Source organism: Roseburia zhanii, assembly GCF_014287635.1.
GTDB lineage: Bacteria > Bacillota > Clostridia > Lachnospirales > Lachnospiraceae > Roseburia_B > Roseburia_B zhanii.
The window spans coordinates 354,792-372,428 of sequence record NZ_JACOPH010000001.1; the positions used below are offsets into that span (position 1 = coordinate 354,792).

Below are 17,637 nucleotides of genomic sequence, written 5' to 3' on the forward strand. Positions count from 1 at the left end.
TAAGGGGTTCTGAATAGTTACGCTTTTTTTAAATAAGCTGTAAAGATTTCGTATCTTGATAGTTACGAAGGATTTACATGATCTTACGGAACAGATCTTTTAAATCCTCCACGCTTGCTTCTTTTGGATTGCCCGGTGCACAGGCATCAGCATGAGCTGATTCTGCAAGGAAGTCTAAGTCAGATTCTTTGATCGCTTCAAGTTTTGATGGGATACCAACATCAGCAGAAAGTTTTCTGACTGCATCGATCGCAGCTTTACGATATTCTTCAACAGACATGGCATCAACATTGGCAACGCCCATGGCTCTTGCAATTTCGCGGTATTTTTCGCCGGTGCAGTCCTGATTGTATTCCATAACGATCGGAAGCATCATTGCACAGGCAACACCATGCGGAGTGTCATAGACAGCACCTAAGGTATGTGCCATGGAGTGTGCGATTCCAAGACCTACATTTGAAAATCCCATGCCGGCAATGTACTGACCTAATGCCATGCCTTCCCTGCCTTCTTTGGTATTTTCAACAGCACCGCGAAGTGATTTCGAAATGATTTCAATCGCTTTTAAATGGAACATATCAGTCATTTCCCATGCAGCCTTTGTGGTATAGCCTTCAATGGCATGTGTCAATGCATCCATACCGGTAGAAGCGGTCAGACCCTTCGGCATTGAAGACATCATATCAGGATCAACGATTGCAATGATCGGCATATCGTGTGGATCAACACAGACAAATTTACGTTTGCGTTCTACATCGGTGATCACATAGTTGATTGTTACTTCAGCAGCAGTTCCGGCAGTAGTAGGAACTGCAATGATCGGTACACAAGGCTTCTTTGTTGGAGCGACACCTTCAAGGCTTCTGACATCTTCAAATTCAGGATTGGCAATGATAATGCCGATCGCTTTTGCCGTATCCATGGAAGAACCGCCACCGATCGCAATAATATAATCGGCTTTGGAGGCTTTGAAAGCAGCAACACCATGCTGTACATTTTCAATCGTCGGATTGGCTTTGATATCCGAATAAATTTCATAAGCTAACCCCTCTTTATCAAGGATATCCGTTACTTTTGAAGTAACATTAAATTTGATCAGATCAGGGTCAGAGCATATAAATGCTTTGGAAAAACCCTGCGCTTTTGCTTCCGTTGCGATTTCTGCGATTGCTCCTGCTCCATGATAGGAAGTCTGATTTAACATGATTCTGTTTGCCATAATAATTCTTCTCCTTTACCTTTAGTTAAAAAAATCCCATGGATATCGCATGACGTATATCCAAATGTCTGCATCTATTATAACAGAAATTGAAAGAAAAATCTTTGTTTTTTACATAATTTTCAAAATATTGGAGAAAATACGTTACTGTTCATAAAAAAATGGAAAATTTTCTCGTTGGAGGCTGAAAAATGATAGATACAGAAAAAAGGAGTTTTGGTTTTCGGGATAAGATCGGATATATGTTTGGAGATTTTGGAAATGATTTTACATTCATTTTTGCAAGCACTTATCTGATGGTATTTTATACGAAAGTATTTGGTATTGATGCAGCCATGGTCGGAGTGCTGTTTCTGGTATCAAGATGCGTGGATGCATTTACAGACATCGGAATGGGGAGAATTGCAGATTCCGCAAAAGAAAACAGCAAAGGAAGATTCCGTGTCTGGATCATAAGAATGTGTATACCGGTGGCAGTTTCTAGTTTTTTGATGTATCAGAGTGCGATTGCTGACGCTTCTATGTTAGTAAAAGTAATCTATATGTTCGTGACATACCTGCTTTGGGGCTCCATTTTTTATACATCGATCAACATTCCATACGGTTCCATGGCATCTGTAATTTCAGAAAAATCAAAAGACAGACAGTCCTTGTCCGTTTACCGTTCCTTAGGTTCTGCATTTGCATCCGCAGCCATCAGCGTCGTTGCACCACTTTTTATTTACCAGACAGATGCAAACGGTGATCAAGTCGTGGAAGGAAGCCGTTTTACCCTTGCAGCAGGAATTTTTTCCATATTAGCAGTCGTTTGTTATCTGCTTTGTTATGCACTTGTAACAGAGCGTGTCAGCGTGCAGCGGAACCTGGGAAAACAGAAAAAAGATTCCGTTGCAAAAACATTGGCGCATGTCATTTCAAACAAGGCATTGTTGGCAATGATATTGATCTCCGTTTTGACACTTTGTGCAGCGATCATGGCACAGTCGATCAGCACATATCTGTTTGCAGATTATTTTAAAAATACAAAAGCACTATCCATCAATAATCTGCTTGGACTACCGGCGGCATTGATCTTAGCAGCCGTCGCAGGTAAATTAGTGGAACGGTTTGGCAGAAAAGAGCTGACATCGACAGGATGTATCGTGTCGGCAGTTTTGTTTTTTATCATGTATCTGTTGCGGCTTACAAATGTGTGGGTGTATATCGTGATCAATTTTATTGCAAGTATCGGAGGCATGTATCTGTTTAATATGACAGTCTGGGCAATGATCAGTGATGTGATCGATGATAAAGAAGTGCAGACAATGCAGCGTGATGATGGGACGATCTACGGCATATATTCCTTTGCAAGAAAATTAGGACAGGCATTAGCCGGAGGGTTAGGCGGATTTGCGTTGTCAGCGATCGGGTATGATTCTATCGCAACCGCACAGACAGATGCTGTGCGGACAGGGATCTATGGACTTTCCACATTATTTCCAGCAGTGATCTATGCGGCAGTTGCGTTAGTATTTATTTTTCTCTATCCATTATCAAAACGGCGGGTGGAATCGAATACGAGGGAATTGCAGAGCAGGAGGTAGTTATAGTATAATTTGAGAGAAGAATGGAATCATGTGCGTTTTGAATTTTTGAAGTGAAAAACTTAGGGCGTATATGAAACGAATAATAGGATTCGAGTGTCAAAAGATGGCTCATAGCTTAGAGTTTCTTATTTTTGTACAACGGAACAAATTAGACTCGGTTATGTGCAATCTGCCAATCAAAAAACTTAAAACCACCTTTTGATACCTGAATCAAAATAGTAATTTTCATGGAGGATAATTGTATGAAAAGACTGCTTGCGATCGGTGAGGCATTGATCGATTTTATTCCGGGAGAAACAGAAAAACCAATCAAGTCAGTAGAGAGTTTTCACCCATCTGTAGGAGGAGCACCGGCCAATGTCTGTGGGGCATTTCGAAAATTAGGCGGAGGAGCAGGAATGATCACTCAGCTTGGAAATGATCCATTTGGAGATAAGATTGTAGAAGAATTTCAGACCTATGGGATTGACTGTGCATATATTAAAAGGACAGATCAGGCAAATACTTCATTGGCATTTGTCGCATTAAAAGAAGATGGAAACCGGGAATTTTCCTTTTACCGGAAACCGGGAGCAGATATGTTATTAGAGCCGGAAACCATTAAAAAAGACTGGTTTATAGATGCATACGCTCTGCATTTCTGTTCCGTATCTCTTGGAGATTTTCCAATGAAAAGAGCACATGAAAGAGCTATCGCATACGCAAAAGATGCAGGTGCAATCATCAGTTTTGATATTAACTTAAGACCGGCATTGTGGGAGAGTACAGAAGCATTAAGACAGGCGGTCTTAGAATTCCTTCCAAAAGCAGATATCATCAAAATCTCAGATGAAGAACTGTTCTTTGTTACCGGCAAAGAGAATATCGAAGACGCTTTAGAAGAACTGTTTACAGGAAATGTCAGACTTGTGATCTTTACCAAAGGAGCAGACGGAGCCGAGGCACATACAAAAACAGATAAGGCAGTATCAAAAGCAGAAAAAGTGGAAGCCATTGATACAACCGGAGCAGGAGATGCATTTATTGGATCTTTTTTGTATCAGCTGTATGAAGATGGAATCACTGTAAATGATTTAGATAAGATTTCTATGGAGCAGATGAAACGGTATCTGGATTTTTCCAATACATATTGTGGGAAAAGCGTTCTGAAACAGGGCGTGATCGCATCTTATCCGGATATGAATGAGATGAGAAGTTAAAAAATATTACTTGTCTTTCTAAAAACCCTAACTTATAATGGAATGTATGAATCCAGACGAATGCAGACGGTTACGATAAAATTACTGCAGACGTTGGAAATTACTTGAGGAGGAAATGGACGAATGGATCAGGAAAAGGTAATCGTCATTGACTTTGGTGGTCAGTATAACCAGCTTGTGGCAAGACGTGTCCGTGAGTGCAACGTGTATTGTGAGATCTATTCCTATCGTACAGATATTGAAACGATCAAGGCAATGCAGCCGAAGGGAATTATTTTGACAGGCGGGCCAAACAGCTGTTATGAAGCAGATTCACCGACTTATACCAGAGAATTATTTGAATTAGGCATTCCGGTACTCGGACTTTGCTATGGTGCACAGCTGATGATGCATGTATTAGGCGGCAAAGTGGAAAAAGCACCAGTGCGTGAATATGGAAAAACAGAGGTGGTTGTAGATCAAGCCTCACCATTGTTTACAGATGTGTCAGAAAAAACAATTTGCTGGATGAGTCATTTTGATTATATATCGAAAACAGCACCGGATTTTAAAATCGTGGCACATACGGCAGACTGTCCGGTTGCAGCAGCAGAAAATAAAGAAAAGAATTTATATGCAATTCAGTTCCACCCAGAAGTGCTCCATACACAGGAGGGAACAAAGATGCTGTATAACTTTGTCCGCAGTGTCTGTGGATGTGCAGGAACATGGAGAATGGATCATTTTGTAGAAAATTCCATACTTGAGATCCGTAAAAAAGTTGGCGATGGAAAGGTACTGTTAGCATTATCCGGTGGAGTGGATTCTTCCGTTGCAGCAGGACTATTGTCAAAAGCCATTGGAAAACAGCTTACCTGCGTTTTTGTAGACCATGGACTGCTCCGTAAAGATGAAGGCGATGAAGTTGAGCAGGTATTTGGAGCAAATGGACAGTTTGATCTGAATTTTATCCGTGTCAATGCACAGGAACGTTATTACAAAAAACTTGCAGGAGTAGAAGAACCAGAACGCAAGCGTAAGATCATCGGAGAAGAATTTATCCGGGTGTTTGAAGAAGAAGCAAAGAAGATAGGTGCAGTAGATTTTCTTGCACAGGGAACCATTTATCCAGATGTTGTAGAAAGCGGTCTTGGTGGAGAGTCCGCTGTTATCAAATCACACCATAACGTTGGCGGTCTGCCGGATTATGTAGATTTTAAAGAAATCATTGAGCCGCTTCGTGATCTTTTCAAAGATGAAGTCCGTAAAGCCGGACTTGAACTTGGAATACCGGAAGCACTTGTATTCAGACAGCCATTCCCGGGACCGGGACTTGGCATAAGAATCATCGGGGAAGTAACGGCTGAAAAGGTCAAGATCGTGCAGGAAGCAGATGCTATCTACCGCGAAGAAATTGCAAAAGCCGGACTTGACCGGGCAATCGGACAGTATTTTGCAGCACTTACCAACATGCGGAGTGTAGGTGTTATGGGCGATGAAAGAACCTATGATTATGCTGTTGCATTAAGAGCTGTGAATACGGTTGATTTTATGACAGCTGAGGCAGCAGAGATTCCGTTTGAGGTTCTGCAGAAAGTTATGAGCAGGATCATCAATGAGGTGAAGGGAGTCAATCGGGTATTTTATGATCTGACGAGTAAGCCGCCGGGGACGATTGAGTTTGAATAAATCGAGTTGCTTAAAAAAGCCAGTGTTTATGCGGGTTTCAGCGATTTCGATTAGTCTTTTGATAACAAATTGATAACAGTCATAGCAAGTGCCATTATTCTTGTTATCCAGTGGTTTATGGGTAACGGAACAATTAACAGGTGGCTTGCAGACTAAAGTTCGGAGCTTGGCTCTGAACAAATTCCATATTATAAACTAAGCCCTTAGCTGTGGTTAATAACCATAGTTAAGGGCTTTTTTGTCGTTGCCAAAGCATCTGTAGGGAGCTGCCAGTGGCAGGTCCTGTAGGTGCTTATTTATCTTTCAAGTGGTCTTTGAATGCTTCCACGAGAGCGTCACTTAATTCCTGTGATGGAACTTTTGCCCAACGCTGTGTGGTGTCGAACTCTGGATAATGGTAACGCCAGTTATCGTATTCTTCTCTGTTGATTTCTTCGGAAGATAGCTTGTCTGCCTGTTCTTTCCAAGCATACAGCATTTTGAGGAGTTCATATGCTTCTCTGCCTTTGTCCTTGTTGACCTTTAAGCATACCTCTCCGTCTGCTTCACTGACAGTAAGACCGTAAATATCTTCAAGGGTAAACAGAGTGTGCATAAGACCGATATAGCTGTCTATGTCAGGAACATCAAGAGCCTGTGGAGAAACATCAAGCACCTGTGCCAATGCATTTGTAAGGTCTGCTTTCGGTTTGCGTGTACCAGTTTCGTACTGTGCCAAACGCACATCAGCACTCTTTTCTGGAAAACCGATTGCTGTACCGAGATACTTTTGTGTCATACCACGCATTAGTCTGAAAAAATGTATTCTTTCGCTGATAGCCATAATGATACGCTCCTTTTATATTTAGTGAAATAAGTATAGCAGAAATGTTTAGTGGAAGTCAAGAAAAACCGAAACAAAAATGTTTAATATTTTCTTTGCAACCACTTGACAATAGCAAATATGTTTAGTAAAATAAATTACGAATTAAACAAATATGCTTAATGCGACAACTGAATGACCGTCCGAAAAGCCAAACCGCCAAGACCTCGTCGGAGCAAGTTCCGTATCGTTCGCTTGTGTGCAAGCACAAAAGCTCATTCGCTGCACTGCTCCTCCTCTTCCCCAAAAGTCTCCGACTTTTCGGGAACCCCTATACGAGCGAGCGCCTGATGTACTGCGGTGCATTGGGACAGCACAGCGCCTGCCGACAAGCAGGAGTGCCTGTTGGAACTTTAACACGGAGAAAGCGGCAAGCAAAAAATTATTTTAAGAAAGGAAGAAAAAGGATATGGAAAACAGATTTATCCGAGCCGAAGATGTGGCTCAGGAACTAAACGTATCAAAACCTTATGCATATAAACTCATCAGACAATTAAATGAGGAATTGAAAGCAAAGGGCTTTATTACGATTGCAGGGCGTGTAAATCGCCAGTATTTTTACGAAAGGCTCTACGGAGCAGGAAAGGGGGAAATGTAAATGCCGGTATTTAAGAATGAAGATAACGGTACTTGGTATGTGATGGCAAGGTATGTGAACTGGAAAGGGGAACGCAAGCAGAAATGCAAGCGTGGCTTTGCTACCAAACGAGAAGCACAGGAATGGGAAAGAATGTTCAAATTGCAGACTTCTTCAGACCTTGATATGAGTTTTGAAGCCTTTACGGAGCTTTATATCAATGATGTGAAGAACCGTTTGAAGGAAAACACGTGGCTTACCAAAGAGCATATCATACGCACAAAGATACTTCCGTATTTCGGGAAACTGAAAATCAGCGAGATTTCCACAAAGGAGATTATTACTTGGCAGAATGAAATGCTTGCCTATCGTGATGAGAAGAAAAAGCCTTATTCACAGACGTATCTGAAAACGCTGCACAATCAGTTGTCCGCCATTTTCAATCACGCTGTCCGCTACTATGAACTGCGTTCCAATCCTGCGGCAAAGGTGGGAAATATGGGACGTGAGGAACACAAGGAAATGCTGTTCTGGACAAAGGAAGAATACAAGAAATTCTCTTTTGAGATGATGGACAAGCCTGTTTCCTTTTATGCGTTTGAAATGCTTTACTGGTGCGGTATCCGAGAGGGCGAGCTGTTAGCTTTGACTCCGGCAGATTTCAACTTTGATAAGGAAACAGTCACAATCAATAAATCCTATCAGCGTTTGAAAGGGCAGGATGTGATTACTTCTCCGAAAACGAAAAAGAGCAACCGCACGATTAAAATGCCGAAGTTTCTGTGTGAGGAAATGAAAGAATATCTCGGTATGCTTTACGGATTGAAGAAGAAAGACCGTATCTTTACGGTGACGAAAAGCTATCTTCATCACGAGATGGACAGAGGGGCAAAGGCGGCAGGCGTGAAGCGTATCCGCATTCACGATCTCCGTCACAGCCACATTTCACTCTTGATTGATATGGGCTTTTCTGCGGTGGCGATTGCTGACCGAGTTGGTCACGAAAGTATTGATATTACTTATCAGTACGCACACCTCTTTCCGTCAAAGCAGATTGAGATGGCAGAAAAATTAGATGATTTAGGGAAAGGAGATTTTGAAAATGTCAGCTAAGAACAGAGATAACAAAAATCGTTGGAGGAATATCACAGTAGGGTTTCGAGTATCGCCCGAAGAAAACGAACTCATTAACAGAGCTGTAGCTCTATCAGGATTGCCAAAACAGGAGTATTGTTACCGCCGTTGCTTAAATCAGGATGTGGTGGTACAGGGCAATCCGAGAGTGTATAAGGCGTTGAAAACGGAATTTGCCACAGTCCTTGCGGAACTGAAAAGGATTGAAGCAGGAAAAGGTGTGGATGATGAACTGCTGAGTGTAATAGAACTGATTTCCATTATTCTCGGCGGTTTGAAAGGAGAGGATGCGAATGGAGAATAAAAAAGAAATGACTATTCCAAATGTATCTGCGGCAACAGATGCGGAACAGTCACTTTCCAAATGTACTGACAATAGTATAGTCAATCAGGATACGGATTTCAAGGGGTACGAGCAATCTTTTGAAGAAATGCAAAGGGAAATACTCAGACAGTTAGACCCTTCCTATCTGAAAACAGTATCAATGACAACGCTGTATGATACGGTGTTTGAGGTTCAGACACCACTTATCGACGGTCTGCTCCAAAGGGGAACTTACCTTTTCGTAGGTTCCCCGAAAGTGGGAAAGAGCTTTATGATGGCACAGCTTGCCTATCATATCAGCACAGGCACACCGCTTTGGGAGTATAAGGTGCGTAAGGCAACGGTGCTTTATTTTGCCCTTGAAGATGATTACCCACGTTTGCAGAAGCGATTGTTTCAGATGTTCGGTGCAAAGGAGACAGGCAATCTGTATTTCGCAACGGAATGTAAAACGGTCAATGGCGGACTGGAAGAACAGATAAGAGGGTTTATGAGGGAACACCCAGACACAGGCTTGATTATCATAGACACCTTAAAGCGTGTGCGTGAAGCAGGCGGAGCAGATTACAGCTACGCAAGTGATTATGATGTTGTGGCAAGGCTGAAAGCGTTGGCAGACAGTTACAAGGTTTCAATGCTTATTGTTCATCATACACGCAAACAAAAATCGGAAGATATATTCGATATGATTTCAGGCACGAATGGTCTGATGGGTGCGGCAGACGGTGCATTTGTTCTCAGTAAGGACAAGCGTACTTCCAACAATGCCACACTTGATGTTGCTGGCAGAGACCAGCAGGATATGAAAATCCATCTTGTAAGGGACAGCGAGCGATTGGTGTGGAACTTTGCAAAATCGGAAACGGAGATGTGGAAAGAACCGCCCGAACCTCTGCTTGAGAAGATAGCGGATACGCTCTTTTCGGAAAGTGACAGATGGGAAGGAACTGCTTCGGAACTTTGCGAAAGGCTTGCGGTGGATATAAAGCCGAATGTACTTTCTTTAAGGCTCAGTATCAACGCAAGCAGGCTGTTTCGTGATTACGGTATCCGTTATCAGAACAGCCGCACACACGACGGAAGAAAGGTTTCACTTTGGAAAGAAACCGAGCAGACGGCGTGACAAACGGTGTCAAAGGTGTCAATGTTTTTGAGAGCAGCACGCTGTGAAAAACATTGTCACCATCGTCACACTTTGACACCGGATAAAGTTTAGGGGAGTGTGCAGAGAGTGCCTTTTCAAAGGCGGCTCTTTGGTCTCGCCTGCTGGCTCGGTCGGTTCGCAGGCGTGTGTGCCACCGGCACACGCTCACCCCTCGGAGAGCCTTCGGAGAACGCAAAACCTGTTTACAGGTCGCATTTTTGATGGGTGTACCCGTCAAAAGTGCTTTTGCGTTACTTTTGACAAAAGTAACAAAACCTGAGAATGTTGAAATTTACAGATGGGAGATGAAAAAATGCAGAGAACGATAAGTGCAATGGTCGGTAAAGGCTCGGTCAATCACAATAGCCGAAAGTTCCGAGCAGAAAATGTAGACGGAACTCGTACTCATCTCAATATCGACTACTGCAATGAAAATATAAAGACAGTTTATCACGAATTGTTTGATGAAGCATTGGAAAGATACAATGCCAAGCAGATAAGGTCAGACCGAAAGATAAAAGATTATTATGAAAAAATCCGAAGTTCCAAGCAGGAAAAACCGTTCCACGAAATCATTTTACAGGTGGGCGGTAAGGGAAATATGAACGCCGATACGGAAAACGGAGAACTGGCAAAGCAGATTTTAGATGAATACTATCAGGGTTTTCAGGAGCGAAATCCACAGCTTCGGGTGTTCTCGGCTCATCTGCATATGGATGAAGCTACACCACATCTGCACATAGATTTTGTACCTTTTACCACAGGCAGCAAGCGTGGACTTGATACAAGAGTGTCACTAAAGCAGGCTCTTGCAACGCAAGGTTTTAAGGGCGGCAGTCGTGGCGATACGGAGTGGTCGCAATGGATACAGTCCGAAAAAGAACAGCTTGCGGCGGTGATGGAACGTTATGGGATTGAGTGGGAACATTTAGGCACACACGAAAAACATCTTTCTGTTTTGGATTATAAAAAGCAGGAAAGAGAAAAAGAAGTGGCGGCATTAGGTGCGAAAATCGAGCAGAAACAGATTGAATTTGATGTGTTGTCGGAACGAGTATTGAACTATGATAAGGCAAAAGACGAGCTGTCAAATCTTGAAATAGAGCTTGATACTGCACCGAAATATCAGTTGCCAGAACCAGAGAAATTTATGACTGCAAAGGCATATAAAACCAAAATGGCAGAGCCGGTTGTAAGGAAATTGAAGCAACTTGTCAAAACGGTGCTTGCCCGCTGCTTTGAGGGGTGGGACAACTATCATAGGCTGAATACAGCGAATGCACAGTTATACCGCACCAATCAGCGTTTGGAGAAAGTCAATGAAAGATTGACCGAAGAAAACAAAATCCTAAAAGCAGAAAATAAAGATTACAGCCTGCTCCGTAAGGTTTTTGGTCGCAAACAGATAGATGATTTGTTGGAGCAGGCAAGAACAGTTAAAGGTCGCAAGCGTGATAATACACGATCACGATAGACAAAAATCACAGGAGGAAAAGGAAAATGACAAAGACAATTTTTGAAGAAATGGGCGGAACTTATAGACAGGTGGGTGATTATTTATTGCCGAACATCACAGTACCAGCCGAAGAAGAAATAGAGCCGATTGGTTTATGGGGGAAACGACATGCAAGGCATTTAAAGGAACACTATAAAGTGTTATATATGAACCTGCTGACAAGCGGAAAGCTGCATAGTTATCTTGCAGAAGTCGATAAGCAAGCAGAGGATATGTTTCTTCGACTGGTAAAGGAATATGCCGACAGACAAGATGTGACGGAACAATTAAAGAAAGATAATCCCTACGAATGGATTGGAAGAATGAATAATATTCAGGCTTGTGTGAGGGAAGTTGTAGGAACGGAGTTGATTTACACATAAGCGTTTTACGGTATGGTGCTCCTGCGTTTGCTGGAGTGCTGTGGTTGTGGTTGTAAAGAGGTTGTGAAAGATTGAATTTCGTAATGGTTGGATGTATAATTAGGAAGTGAAAATTTTAATTTGCACTTCCATAAGGTGAAATGTATTGACACAAAAAATACAGTATGATAGTATTGCCATTAGAAGAAAGAAAGGCACATTTTGTGTAAGGTGAGGAAATGATTAATAGATAATTTGATTTAAGTAAGACACATATAGTTATTGAGCCTGTAGAGAATAGGTTTGTTTTGTGTACGCTTAAGTTGGATTATCGCAAGAGGCATTTCCTTTGTTTTCCTTTTGGAAAAGAAATAAGGGTCTATTTAGCGAGTCTATTTTTGCGTATGCAAAAAAGACTCGTTTTTGTGTGTTCAAAATAATAATTGGCTCAGACTTCGAAAAGGAGAAACTTTAATGTTGCAGATAAAAAAATTAAATTTAACACATAAAAAAGACCTGAGAATAATTCTTAATGATTTCAACCTTGTGCTAAATGATGGAGATAAGGCAGTTATTATTGGAGAAGAGGGAAATGGGAAATCGACATTAATGAAGTGGATATACAATCCGTCGCTTGTAGAAAACTATATAGAAGCAGATGGGGAAAGGATAATGGGACACGAACGTCTTGGTTATCTTCCGCAGGAGATGCTCGATGAAGATAAGGAAAAAACAATATACGAATATTTTTCTGAAGAGGAAATATTCTGGGAGAAAACGCCTAAAGAATTGTCTGTTATTGCGGGAAAATTTGGAATGAAAAATGATTTTTTCTACAGTAACCAGACAATGGGTAGTCTTTCAGGAGGCGAAAAAGTCAAGACACAACTTATGAGGCTTTTCATTCGCGATGTTTCTGTGCTGTTGTTGGACGAACCTTCCAATGACATCGACATTGCGACGCTTACATTACTGGAAAAAATCATAAATGACTGGAAGCACATTGTGCTTTTTATTTCACACGATGAAACGCTGATAGAGCGTACTGCCAACATGGTGATACATATCGAGCAGATTATACGAAAAACAAAGGCGAGATATACCGTGGCAAAGCTTCCCTATAGACGCTATGTGGAAGAACGGCTTCATAAATTTGAAATCCAAAAACAGCGGGCACTGAGTGACCGTAGGGAGAAAAAGATTCGCGATGAAAAATATCAAAGAGTTATGCAGAGTGTACAAGGTGCATTAAGAAGTTGTACCAGACAAGCACCGTCTGTTGCCAAAAACTTAAAGGACAAAATGCATACGGTTAAGGCAATGGAACGAAGATTTGAAAAAGAAGATGAAAATATGACTCAGATGCCGGAACAGGAAGAAGCAATCTTTGTCAAATTAGGGGATGAAAACTCACACATTCCCGCAGGAAAAACGGTCATAGAATATGAACTTTCAAAGCTTGTGACTCCGGATGGCAAAAGAATTTTAGCAGAAGGAATTCATTTAAAAATAAAAGGTTCAGAAAAAATCTGTATGATAGGAGCCAACGGGGCAGGAAAAACGACTCTTCTAAAAAAGATAGCGGAAGAACTCCTAAATCGGAATGACATTAAAGCAGAATATATGCCTCAAACTTATGAAGACCTGCTGGATTTGGATGTTACACCGGTTGATTACCTTGATAAAACAGGAGATAAAGAAGAGCGTACAAGAATTAGAACATACCTTGGTTCACTTAAATACACACCAGATGAAATGGAGCATCCGATTCGGGAGTTATCAGGCGGACAAAAGGCGAAAGTGCTTCTCTTGAGGATGAGCTTAAGTGGTGCAAATGTTCTTATTCTGGATGAACCGACAAGAAATTTTTCACCATTGTCCGGTCCGGTAATAAGAAAAATGCTCCGAGAATTTCCGGGGGCTGTCATTAGCATTTCTCACGATAGAAAGTATATTGAAGAGGTGTGCGATAAAATATATCAGCTAAATCCTAATGGATTACAGCTAATTGGTGATTGATAACAAAAAGGATGAAAGACTGACAAATTTCAGGCTTTTAGTGAGTTGGAAAGCATACAAAGATTTGAATTTGGAGGATAGATTATGGTACGTACAGAAGATGCATGTGAAATTATAAAATATGCTTTGCAAAACGAAATTAAAGTATATTTAGATGGCGGATGGGGTGTTGATGCACTTCTTAAAAGAGAATCAAGAATACACAATGATATTGATTTGTTTGTTGAACTGAAACATTATCATGATTATATTTATGTGATTAAGCAGCATGGATTTGAGGAAGTAAATACTGATTATACAACGGATGGTCATACTGTCTGGAAAGATGATAAACAAAGAATCATTGATTTACATTGTTTTGAATTTACAGATGACGGAATTGTTTATGAGGGAGATATATTTCCATCAAAAACTTTTTCCGGTATTGGAAAAGTTGGAGATATAACTGTTTCTTGTATTGAACCATTGAGTCAGGTAATGCTTCATTTGGGATATGAACACGATAAAAATGATGTGCATGATGTGATGCTGTTGTGTGAAACATTTCAAATAGCAATACCAGATGAATATAAGGAAAAGTAAAATTTCAGTTTTGTGTTGAATCTCTAAGCAAAATAGCTTATAATTTGACATGCTACATATAGTTATTATCCACAGTTATCGAGTAGGTGTTATCAATGCCGATAACAAAATGATAACATTAGCTCGTATAGGCAGGATAATATGGATATATCAAATAATCAAAAGAACGAGAAACATTACAGAGAATAATTCCTAAACAAAAAGCGTTAGTCTTTGTAGAGTTTGAGTAAGAGCCACAAGTCTTGGAATCCGCTAAACAAGCGGGTTCCGAGACTTTTTCTTTTGCTCTGCTACTAATTTGCTACTAATAGCAACTACTCTTTTTCTATCGTTTTCAGTTGGTTGTCATTAACTTTAATAGCAAGAAACCCTGATGACTGCTGGATTTCTTTTATATGATCTTTCTTTGTGGCATCTGGATGATTTTCCCTGATGCGGTATTTGATGGTACTAACGCAGGTCCAAACTGAGGTCGGATTGTTACATCTGAGCCGTTGTCTTGAGTCTGAGGCACTTCACATGTGATACCTGCTGCTTCAAGCAGAGGGTTATCAGATGGTGGTTCAAGTGTTGGCGAATCTGTCGCCTGCAATGATTCCAGACTATGCACAAGCTCCTGCTGTTTATGTGGAAACAGATGAGAGTATGTGTTAAGTGTTGTGGATACTTTCTCATGTCCGAGCCTGTCTGCTAACATCAGCGCATCACAGCCCTGATTAATAAGTAAGCTGGCGTGCGAATGCCTGATATCGTGGATTCGTATCTTCTTTACACCTGTGTTTTTGCAACCTCTTATCATCTCGTGTGAGAGATATGATTTTGTTACCGGGAACAGCCTTTCATCTGCGTCAAGCATATACCTTGACTGGATATAGTCTGATAGCTCCTGGCATAGAAAATCCGGAATCGGAATCTTTCGCTTACTTTTTCTTGTCTTAGGTGATGTAAATACATCTTTTCCTTCTATCCGCTGATATGTTCTGTTGATGGATATTGTCTTGTTATCAAGGTCAATATCAGCAGGTGATAGAGCAAGCAGTTCGCCTTCTCGCATACCAGTCCAGTACAGGACTTCAAAGCATATATACGATAGCGACTTGTCTTTTACACCCTCACGGAAAGCAATATATTCATCGTAAGTCCAGTAATCCATTTCCTCAGCCTTTGCTTTTCCAATGGTGCCTGCCTTGCCACAGGGATTGGTGTTAAGGTCATAGAAACGCTTGGCGTAATTGATGATGCTGTTAAGCTCCGTGTTAATCTTTTTCAGATAGGTCTGGGAGTAATTATTCGGCGAACTCATAAGCTTCGCCTGCCATCTTCGTACATCAGAGGCTTTGATTTCATTTATCGGCTTGCTACCGAAGAATGGAAGAATATGCGTCTGTAGTACCGCCTTTTTGTCAGAAGAGTTGACTGCTTAAGTCTTGCAGCCATATCCTCCATATAAATTTCATAAAGGTTTTGAAATGTCATGTCAGGATTGGCAGACTGCTTTTCCAGAAAATCCCTTTCAAATCCTAAGGCTTCCTTTTTGGTGGCAAATCCTCTTTTCCACTTCTGTTTTTTGATTCCCTGCCAGTTCGTATAATAGAACTTGGCGAACCATTTACCAGTTTTTTCATCTTTGTAAGCTGGCATAAATATCATCTCCTTTTTGTAAAATTGTTGTGCAATCATCAAAAGGCTATGATATAATCTACTTGTTAAGGGTGATTATAAAGCCTTCGGGTTAATCACTTACATAGCTTCGGTTATTCCTTTTGCGAGAAGGAGTATGCCGGAGCTTTTTCTTTACTAAAGGTGTAAGCCTGTAATTATTCAGTTTTTTAATCGGCTTCATTATCCAGTCTGGAATCCTTATAATATGCCAACATATCTGATTTCCATGAATCAAACTTTTCTTTTGAAATTTTTCCTGTCTGGAGCATATTCTTCTTTGTTATCCAGTTTTCCATAAAGAGACAGAAGTCTGCATCATATTTTCCATTGCCTTTGCCATTAACCTTAATCCCGGCAGTCCATTCAGGACTTTCAGGAGGTTTGGTGTTGGTCAGCTCAAATGAAAAATCAGTAAGTTCAGTTATGGCAAAGAGAGCATTGATTACATTTGACATAGTGTGGAATTCATATGACGGATATTCAGCGGTTGTATTATCTTTTGGAGTATTAGTATCTTTTGCAAATAAAAGCTCCTGCCATGGAACATTTAATTCATTAGCAATCTGTTTTAAAACATCTATCTTTAATAGTATTTCACCAGATTCATATTTCTGGATAGTACGTTCTGATTTACCAAGCCGCTGTGCAAACTCCTTTTGCGTGATCTTTTGTGCTCTGCGCTGCTTCTGTATTGCCTTTCCGATTTCTTCTGAAGAGGACATAGTAAGTTTAATGGAATCAGAGTAAGCCATTCTGTTCACCTTCCTTTATATGAAATAGTCCGCTGTAAAGATACGTATTAGGTTGATATTAAATGAAATACGTATCAATAAGTGACTTGTTTATGATTGTGCGATTACTTTATCATAAACAAAAACGAATTGCAAGTGCGTAATTATAAAAAGTTCTATTGACAAATTTTGAAAAGGATATTAAAACAAACACGAATTAGAAATACGGATTAAATGAAGAACAGGATAGCTGTTTTGTAAAAACACGTATTTAAAATAACAATTTATGAAAGGAGGAGCTGCATGAAGGGTATAAAGGAAGCATTCATAGATGCAGGTGAGATAAGCCAGATGCTTGGTATCGGGATGACAAAGGCATATGCAATTATAAAGGAATATAATGCAGAGCTTGAGGCAAAAGGTTATTTCACCATGCGGGGCAAATGTCCAAGGAAGTACTTTGAACAGAAAATCTATGGTTACGAAGATTATTACAATCCGGATTATGAGCCACAGCGTAACCGAAGCAATGTTGCAGAAGAAATGGATTATGAAGCGGCAGTTGGGGATTCTGTGATAAGTGAACAGGATGAAGTGGATATACCGCCTGAAACAAATGAATTGTCGGAAGATGGTGCTGAGATAGCAGAAAATGTGATGTTGGATGCAGATGTAATGGTGAAAGAGACAACTGAATAGGTGAATCCAGCGAGTGGGGGCAAAAAGCGCCCCCAAAACGTGCAAATGGGGGCAGAAAGCGCCCCCAAAACCACAAAGTGGGGGCAGAAAGCGCCCCCGCACAAATCAGAGCCGAAAAAGTGTGGAGGCAAAAAGTGCTGTCAAAATGCAAAAGTGGGGGCAAAAAGCGCCGTCAAAACAGCAAAGTGACGGCAAAAAGCGCCACCACTCAGATAAGCGAGAAAAAAGTTATGGTGGCGGAAAGTGCCGTCAAAATGGAAAAGTGGTGGCGGAAAATGCCACTAAAACAGTAAAGTGATGGCAAAAAGCGCCACCACTTTTAAATCAGGTGGAACTTTAGCCACCATATCAGTAATTGTGGTGGTACATTAAC

16 protein-coding genes and 1 pseudogene are annotated in these 17,637 nt (G+C 40.9%); 13 read left to right on the top strand and 4 right to left on the bottom strand.

Annotated elements, in window-relative coordinates:
- Nucleotides 1-73: 73 nt before the first annotated feature.
- On the bottom strand, nucleotides 74-1,219 hold the full coding sequence (fucO, locus tag H8S17_RS01655) for a lactaldehyde reductase (protein ID WP_186865954.1): 1,146 nt from the start codon (nucleotides 1,217-1,219) through the stop codon (nucleotides 74-76).
- A gap of 191 nt (nucleotides 1,220-1,410) precedes the next feature.
- On the opposite strand from fucO, the gene H8S17_RS01660 reads away from it, so the two are divergent.
- The 3 genes from H8S17_RS01660 (at nucleotide 1,411) to guaA (ending at nucleotide 5,672) form a co-directional block, all read left to right on the top strand.
- Entirely contained in the window at nucleotides 1,411-2,802 is a 1,392-nt protein-coding gene (locus H8S17_RS01660; protein WP_186865955.1) for an MFS transporter, read from the top strand.
- Nucleotides 2,803-3,047: 245 nt separating this feature from the next.
- Nucleotides 3,048-4,004 (top strand): carbohydrate kinase family protein, encoded by a 957-nt coding sequence (locus tag H8S17_RS01665; RefSeq protein WP_186865956.1) that lies wholly within the window; start codon nucleotides 3,048-3,050, stop codon nucleotides 4,002-4,004.
- A 123-nt stretch (nucleotides 4,005-4,127) separates the two neighbouring features.
- Nucleotides 4,128-5,672 (top strand): glutamine-hydrolyzing GMP synthase, encoded by a 1,545-nt coding sequence (guaA, locus tag H8S17_RS01670; protein WP_186865957.1) that lies wholly within the window; start codon nucleotides 4,128-4,130, stop codon nucleotides 5,670-5,672.
- A gap of 292 nt (nucleotides 5,673-5,964) precedes the next feature.
- Here guaA and H8S17_RS01675 read toward each other — a convergent pair whose 3' ends face one another.
- On the bottom strand, nucleotides 5,965-6,495 hold the full coding sequence (locus tag H8S17_RS01675) for a helix-turn-helix domain-containing protein (RefSeq protein ID WP_009247529.1): 531 nt from the start codon (nucleotides 6,493-6,495) through the stop codon (nucleotides 5,965-5,967).
- 448 nt (nucleotides 6,496-6,943) lie between these two features.
- Here H8S17_RS01675 and H8S17_RS01680 point away from each other — a divergent pair, with 448 nt between their 5' ends.
- The 8 genes from H8S17_RS01680 to H8S17_RS01715 all read left to right on the top strand — a co-directional run bounded on the left by H8S17_RS01680 (nucleotide 6,944) and on the right by H8S17_RS01715 (nucleotide 14,172).
- Entirely contained in the window at nucleotides 6,944-7,132 is a 189-nt protein-coding gene (locus tag H8S17_RS01680) for a helix-turn-helix domain-containing protein (protein WP_009247528.1), read from the top strand.
- Nucleotides 7,133-8,224: a site-specific integrase gene (locus H8S17_RS01685; RefSeq protein ID WP_009247527.1), complete on the top strand. Its 1,092-nt coding sequence runs from the start codon at nucleotides 7,133-7,135 to the stop codon at nucleotides 8,222-8,224.
- A complete protein-coding gene (locus H8S17_RS01690; RefSeq protein WP_009247526.1) occupies nucleotides 8,214-8,549 on the top strand; it encodes a plasmid mobilization protein in 336 nt (111 codons plus the stop codon). The genes H8S17_RS01685 and H8S17_RS01690 overlap by 11 nt, the downstream gene beginning before the upstream one ends.
- Complete coding sequence (locus tag H8S17_RS01695) at nucleotides 8,539-9,693, top strand: AAA family ATPase (protein WP_009247525.1); 1,155 nt, start codon at nucleotides 8,539-8,541, stop codon at nucleotides 9,691-9,693. The genes H8S17_RS01690 and H8S17_RS01695 overlap by 11 nt, the downstream gene beginning before the upstream one ends.
- Nucleotides 9,694-10,048: 355 nt before the next feature.
- A complete protein-coding gene (locus tag H8S17_RS01700) occupies nucleotides 10,049-11,188 on the top strand; it encodes a plasmid recombination protein (protein ID WP_019190307.1) in 1,140 nt (379 codons plus the stop codon).
- A gap of 26 nt (nucleotides 11,189-11,214) precedes the next feature.
- Nucleotides 11,215-11,592: a TnpV protein gene (locus H8S17_RS01705; RefSeq protein WP_009247523.1), complete on the top strand. Its 378-nt coding sequence runs from the start codon at nucleotides 11,215-11,217 to the stop codon at nucleotides 11,590-11,592.
- Nucleotides 11,593-12,045: 453 nt separating this feature from the next.
- Entirely contained in the window at nucleotides 12,046-13,590 is a 1,545-nt protein-coding gene (locus H8S17_RS01710) for an ATP-binding cassette domain-containing protein (protein ID WP_009247522.1), read from the top strand.
- An 84-nt stretch (nucleotides 13,591-13,674) separates the two neighbouring features.
- Nucleotides 13,675-14,172, top strand: a complete 498-nt coding sequence (locus H8S17_RS01715) for a nucleotidyltransferase domain-containing protein (RefSeq protein WP_009247521.1) — start codon at nucleotides 13,675-13,677, stop codon at nucleotides 14,170-14,172.
- A 595-nt stretch (nucleotides 14,173-14,767) separates the two neighbouring features.
- Here the strand turns inward: H8S17_RS01715 and H8S17_RS16820 are convergent.
- Nucleotides 14,768-15,813, bottom strand: a pseudogene (locus tag H8S17_RS16820) (site-specific integrase); the annotation flags it as partial.
- Nucleotides 15,814-16,001: 188 nt separating this feature from the next.
- Nucleotides 16,002-16,586: a helix-turn-helix domain-containing protein gene (locus H8S17_RS01725; protein ID WP_186865958.1), complete on the bottom strand. Its 585-nt coding sequence runs from the start codon at nucleotides 16,584-16,586 to the stop codon at nucleotides 16,002-16,004.
- Between the two features lie 282 nt (nucleotides 16,587-16,868).
- Between H8S17_RS01725 and H8S17_RS01730 the strand changes: the two genes are divergently transcribed.
- Nucleotides 16,869-17,264 carry a hypothetical protein gene (locus H8S17_RS01730; protein ID WP_186865959.1) on the top strand — a complete coding sequence of 132 codons (396 nt, stop codon included), beginning with the start codon at nucleotides 16,869-16,871 and terminating at the stop codon, nucleotides 17,262-17,264.
- A gap of 121 nt (nucleotides 17,265-17,385) precedes the next feature.
- Nucleotides 17,386-17,562 carry a hypothetical protein gene (locus tag H8S17_RS01735; RefSeq protein ID WP_186865960.1) on the top strand — a complete coding sequence of 59 codons (177 nt, stop codon included), beginning with the start codon at nucleotides 17,386-17,388 and terminating at the stop codon, nucleotides 17,560-17,562.
- Nucleotides 17,563-17,637 lie beyond the last annotated feature (75 nt).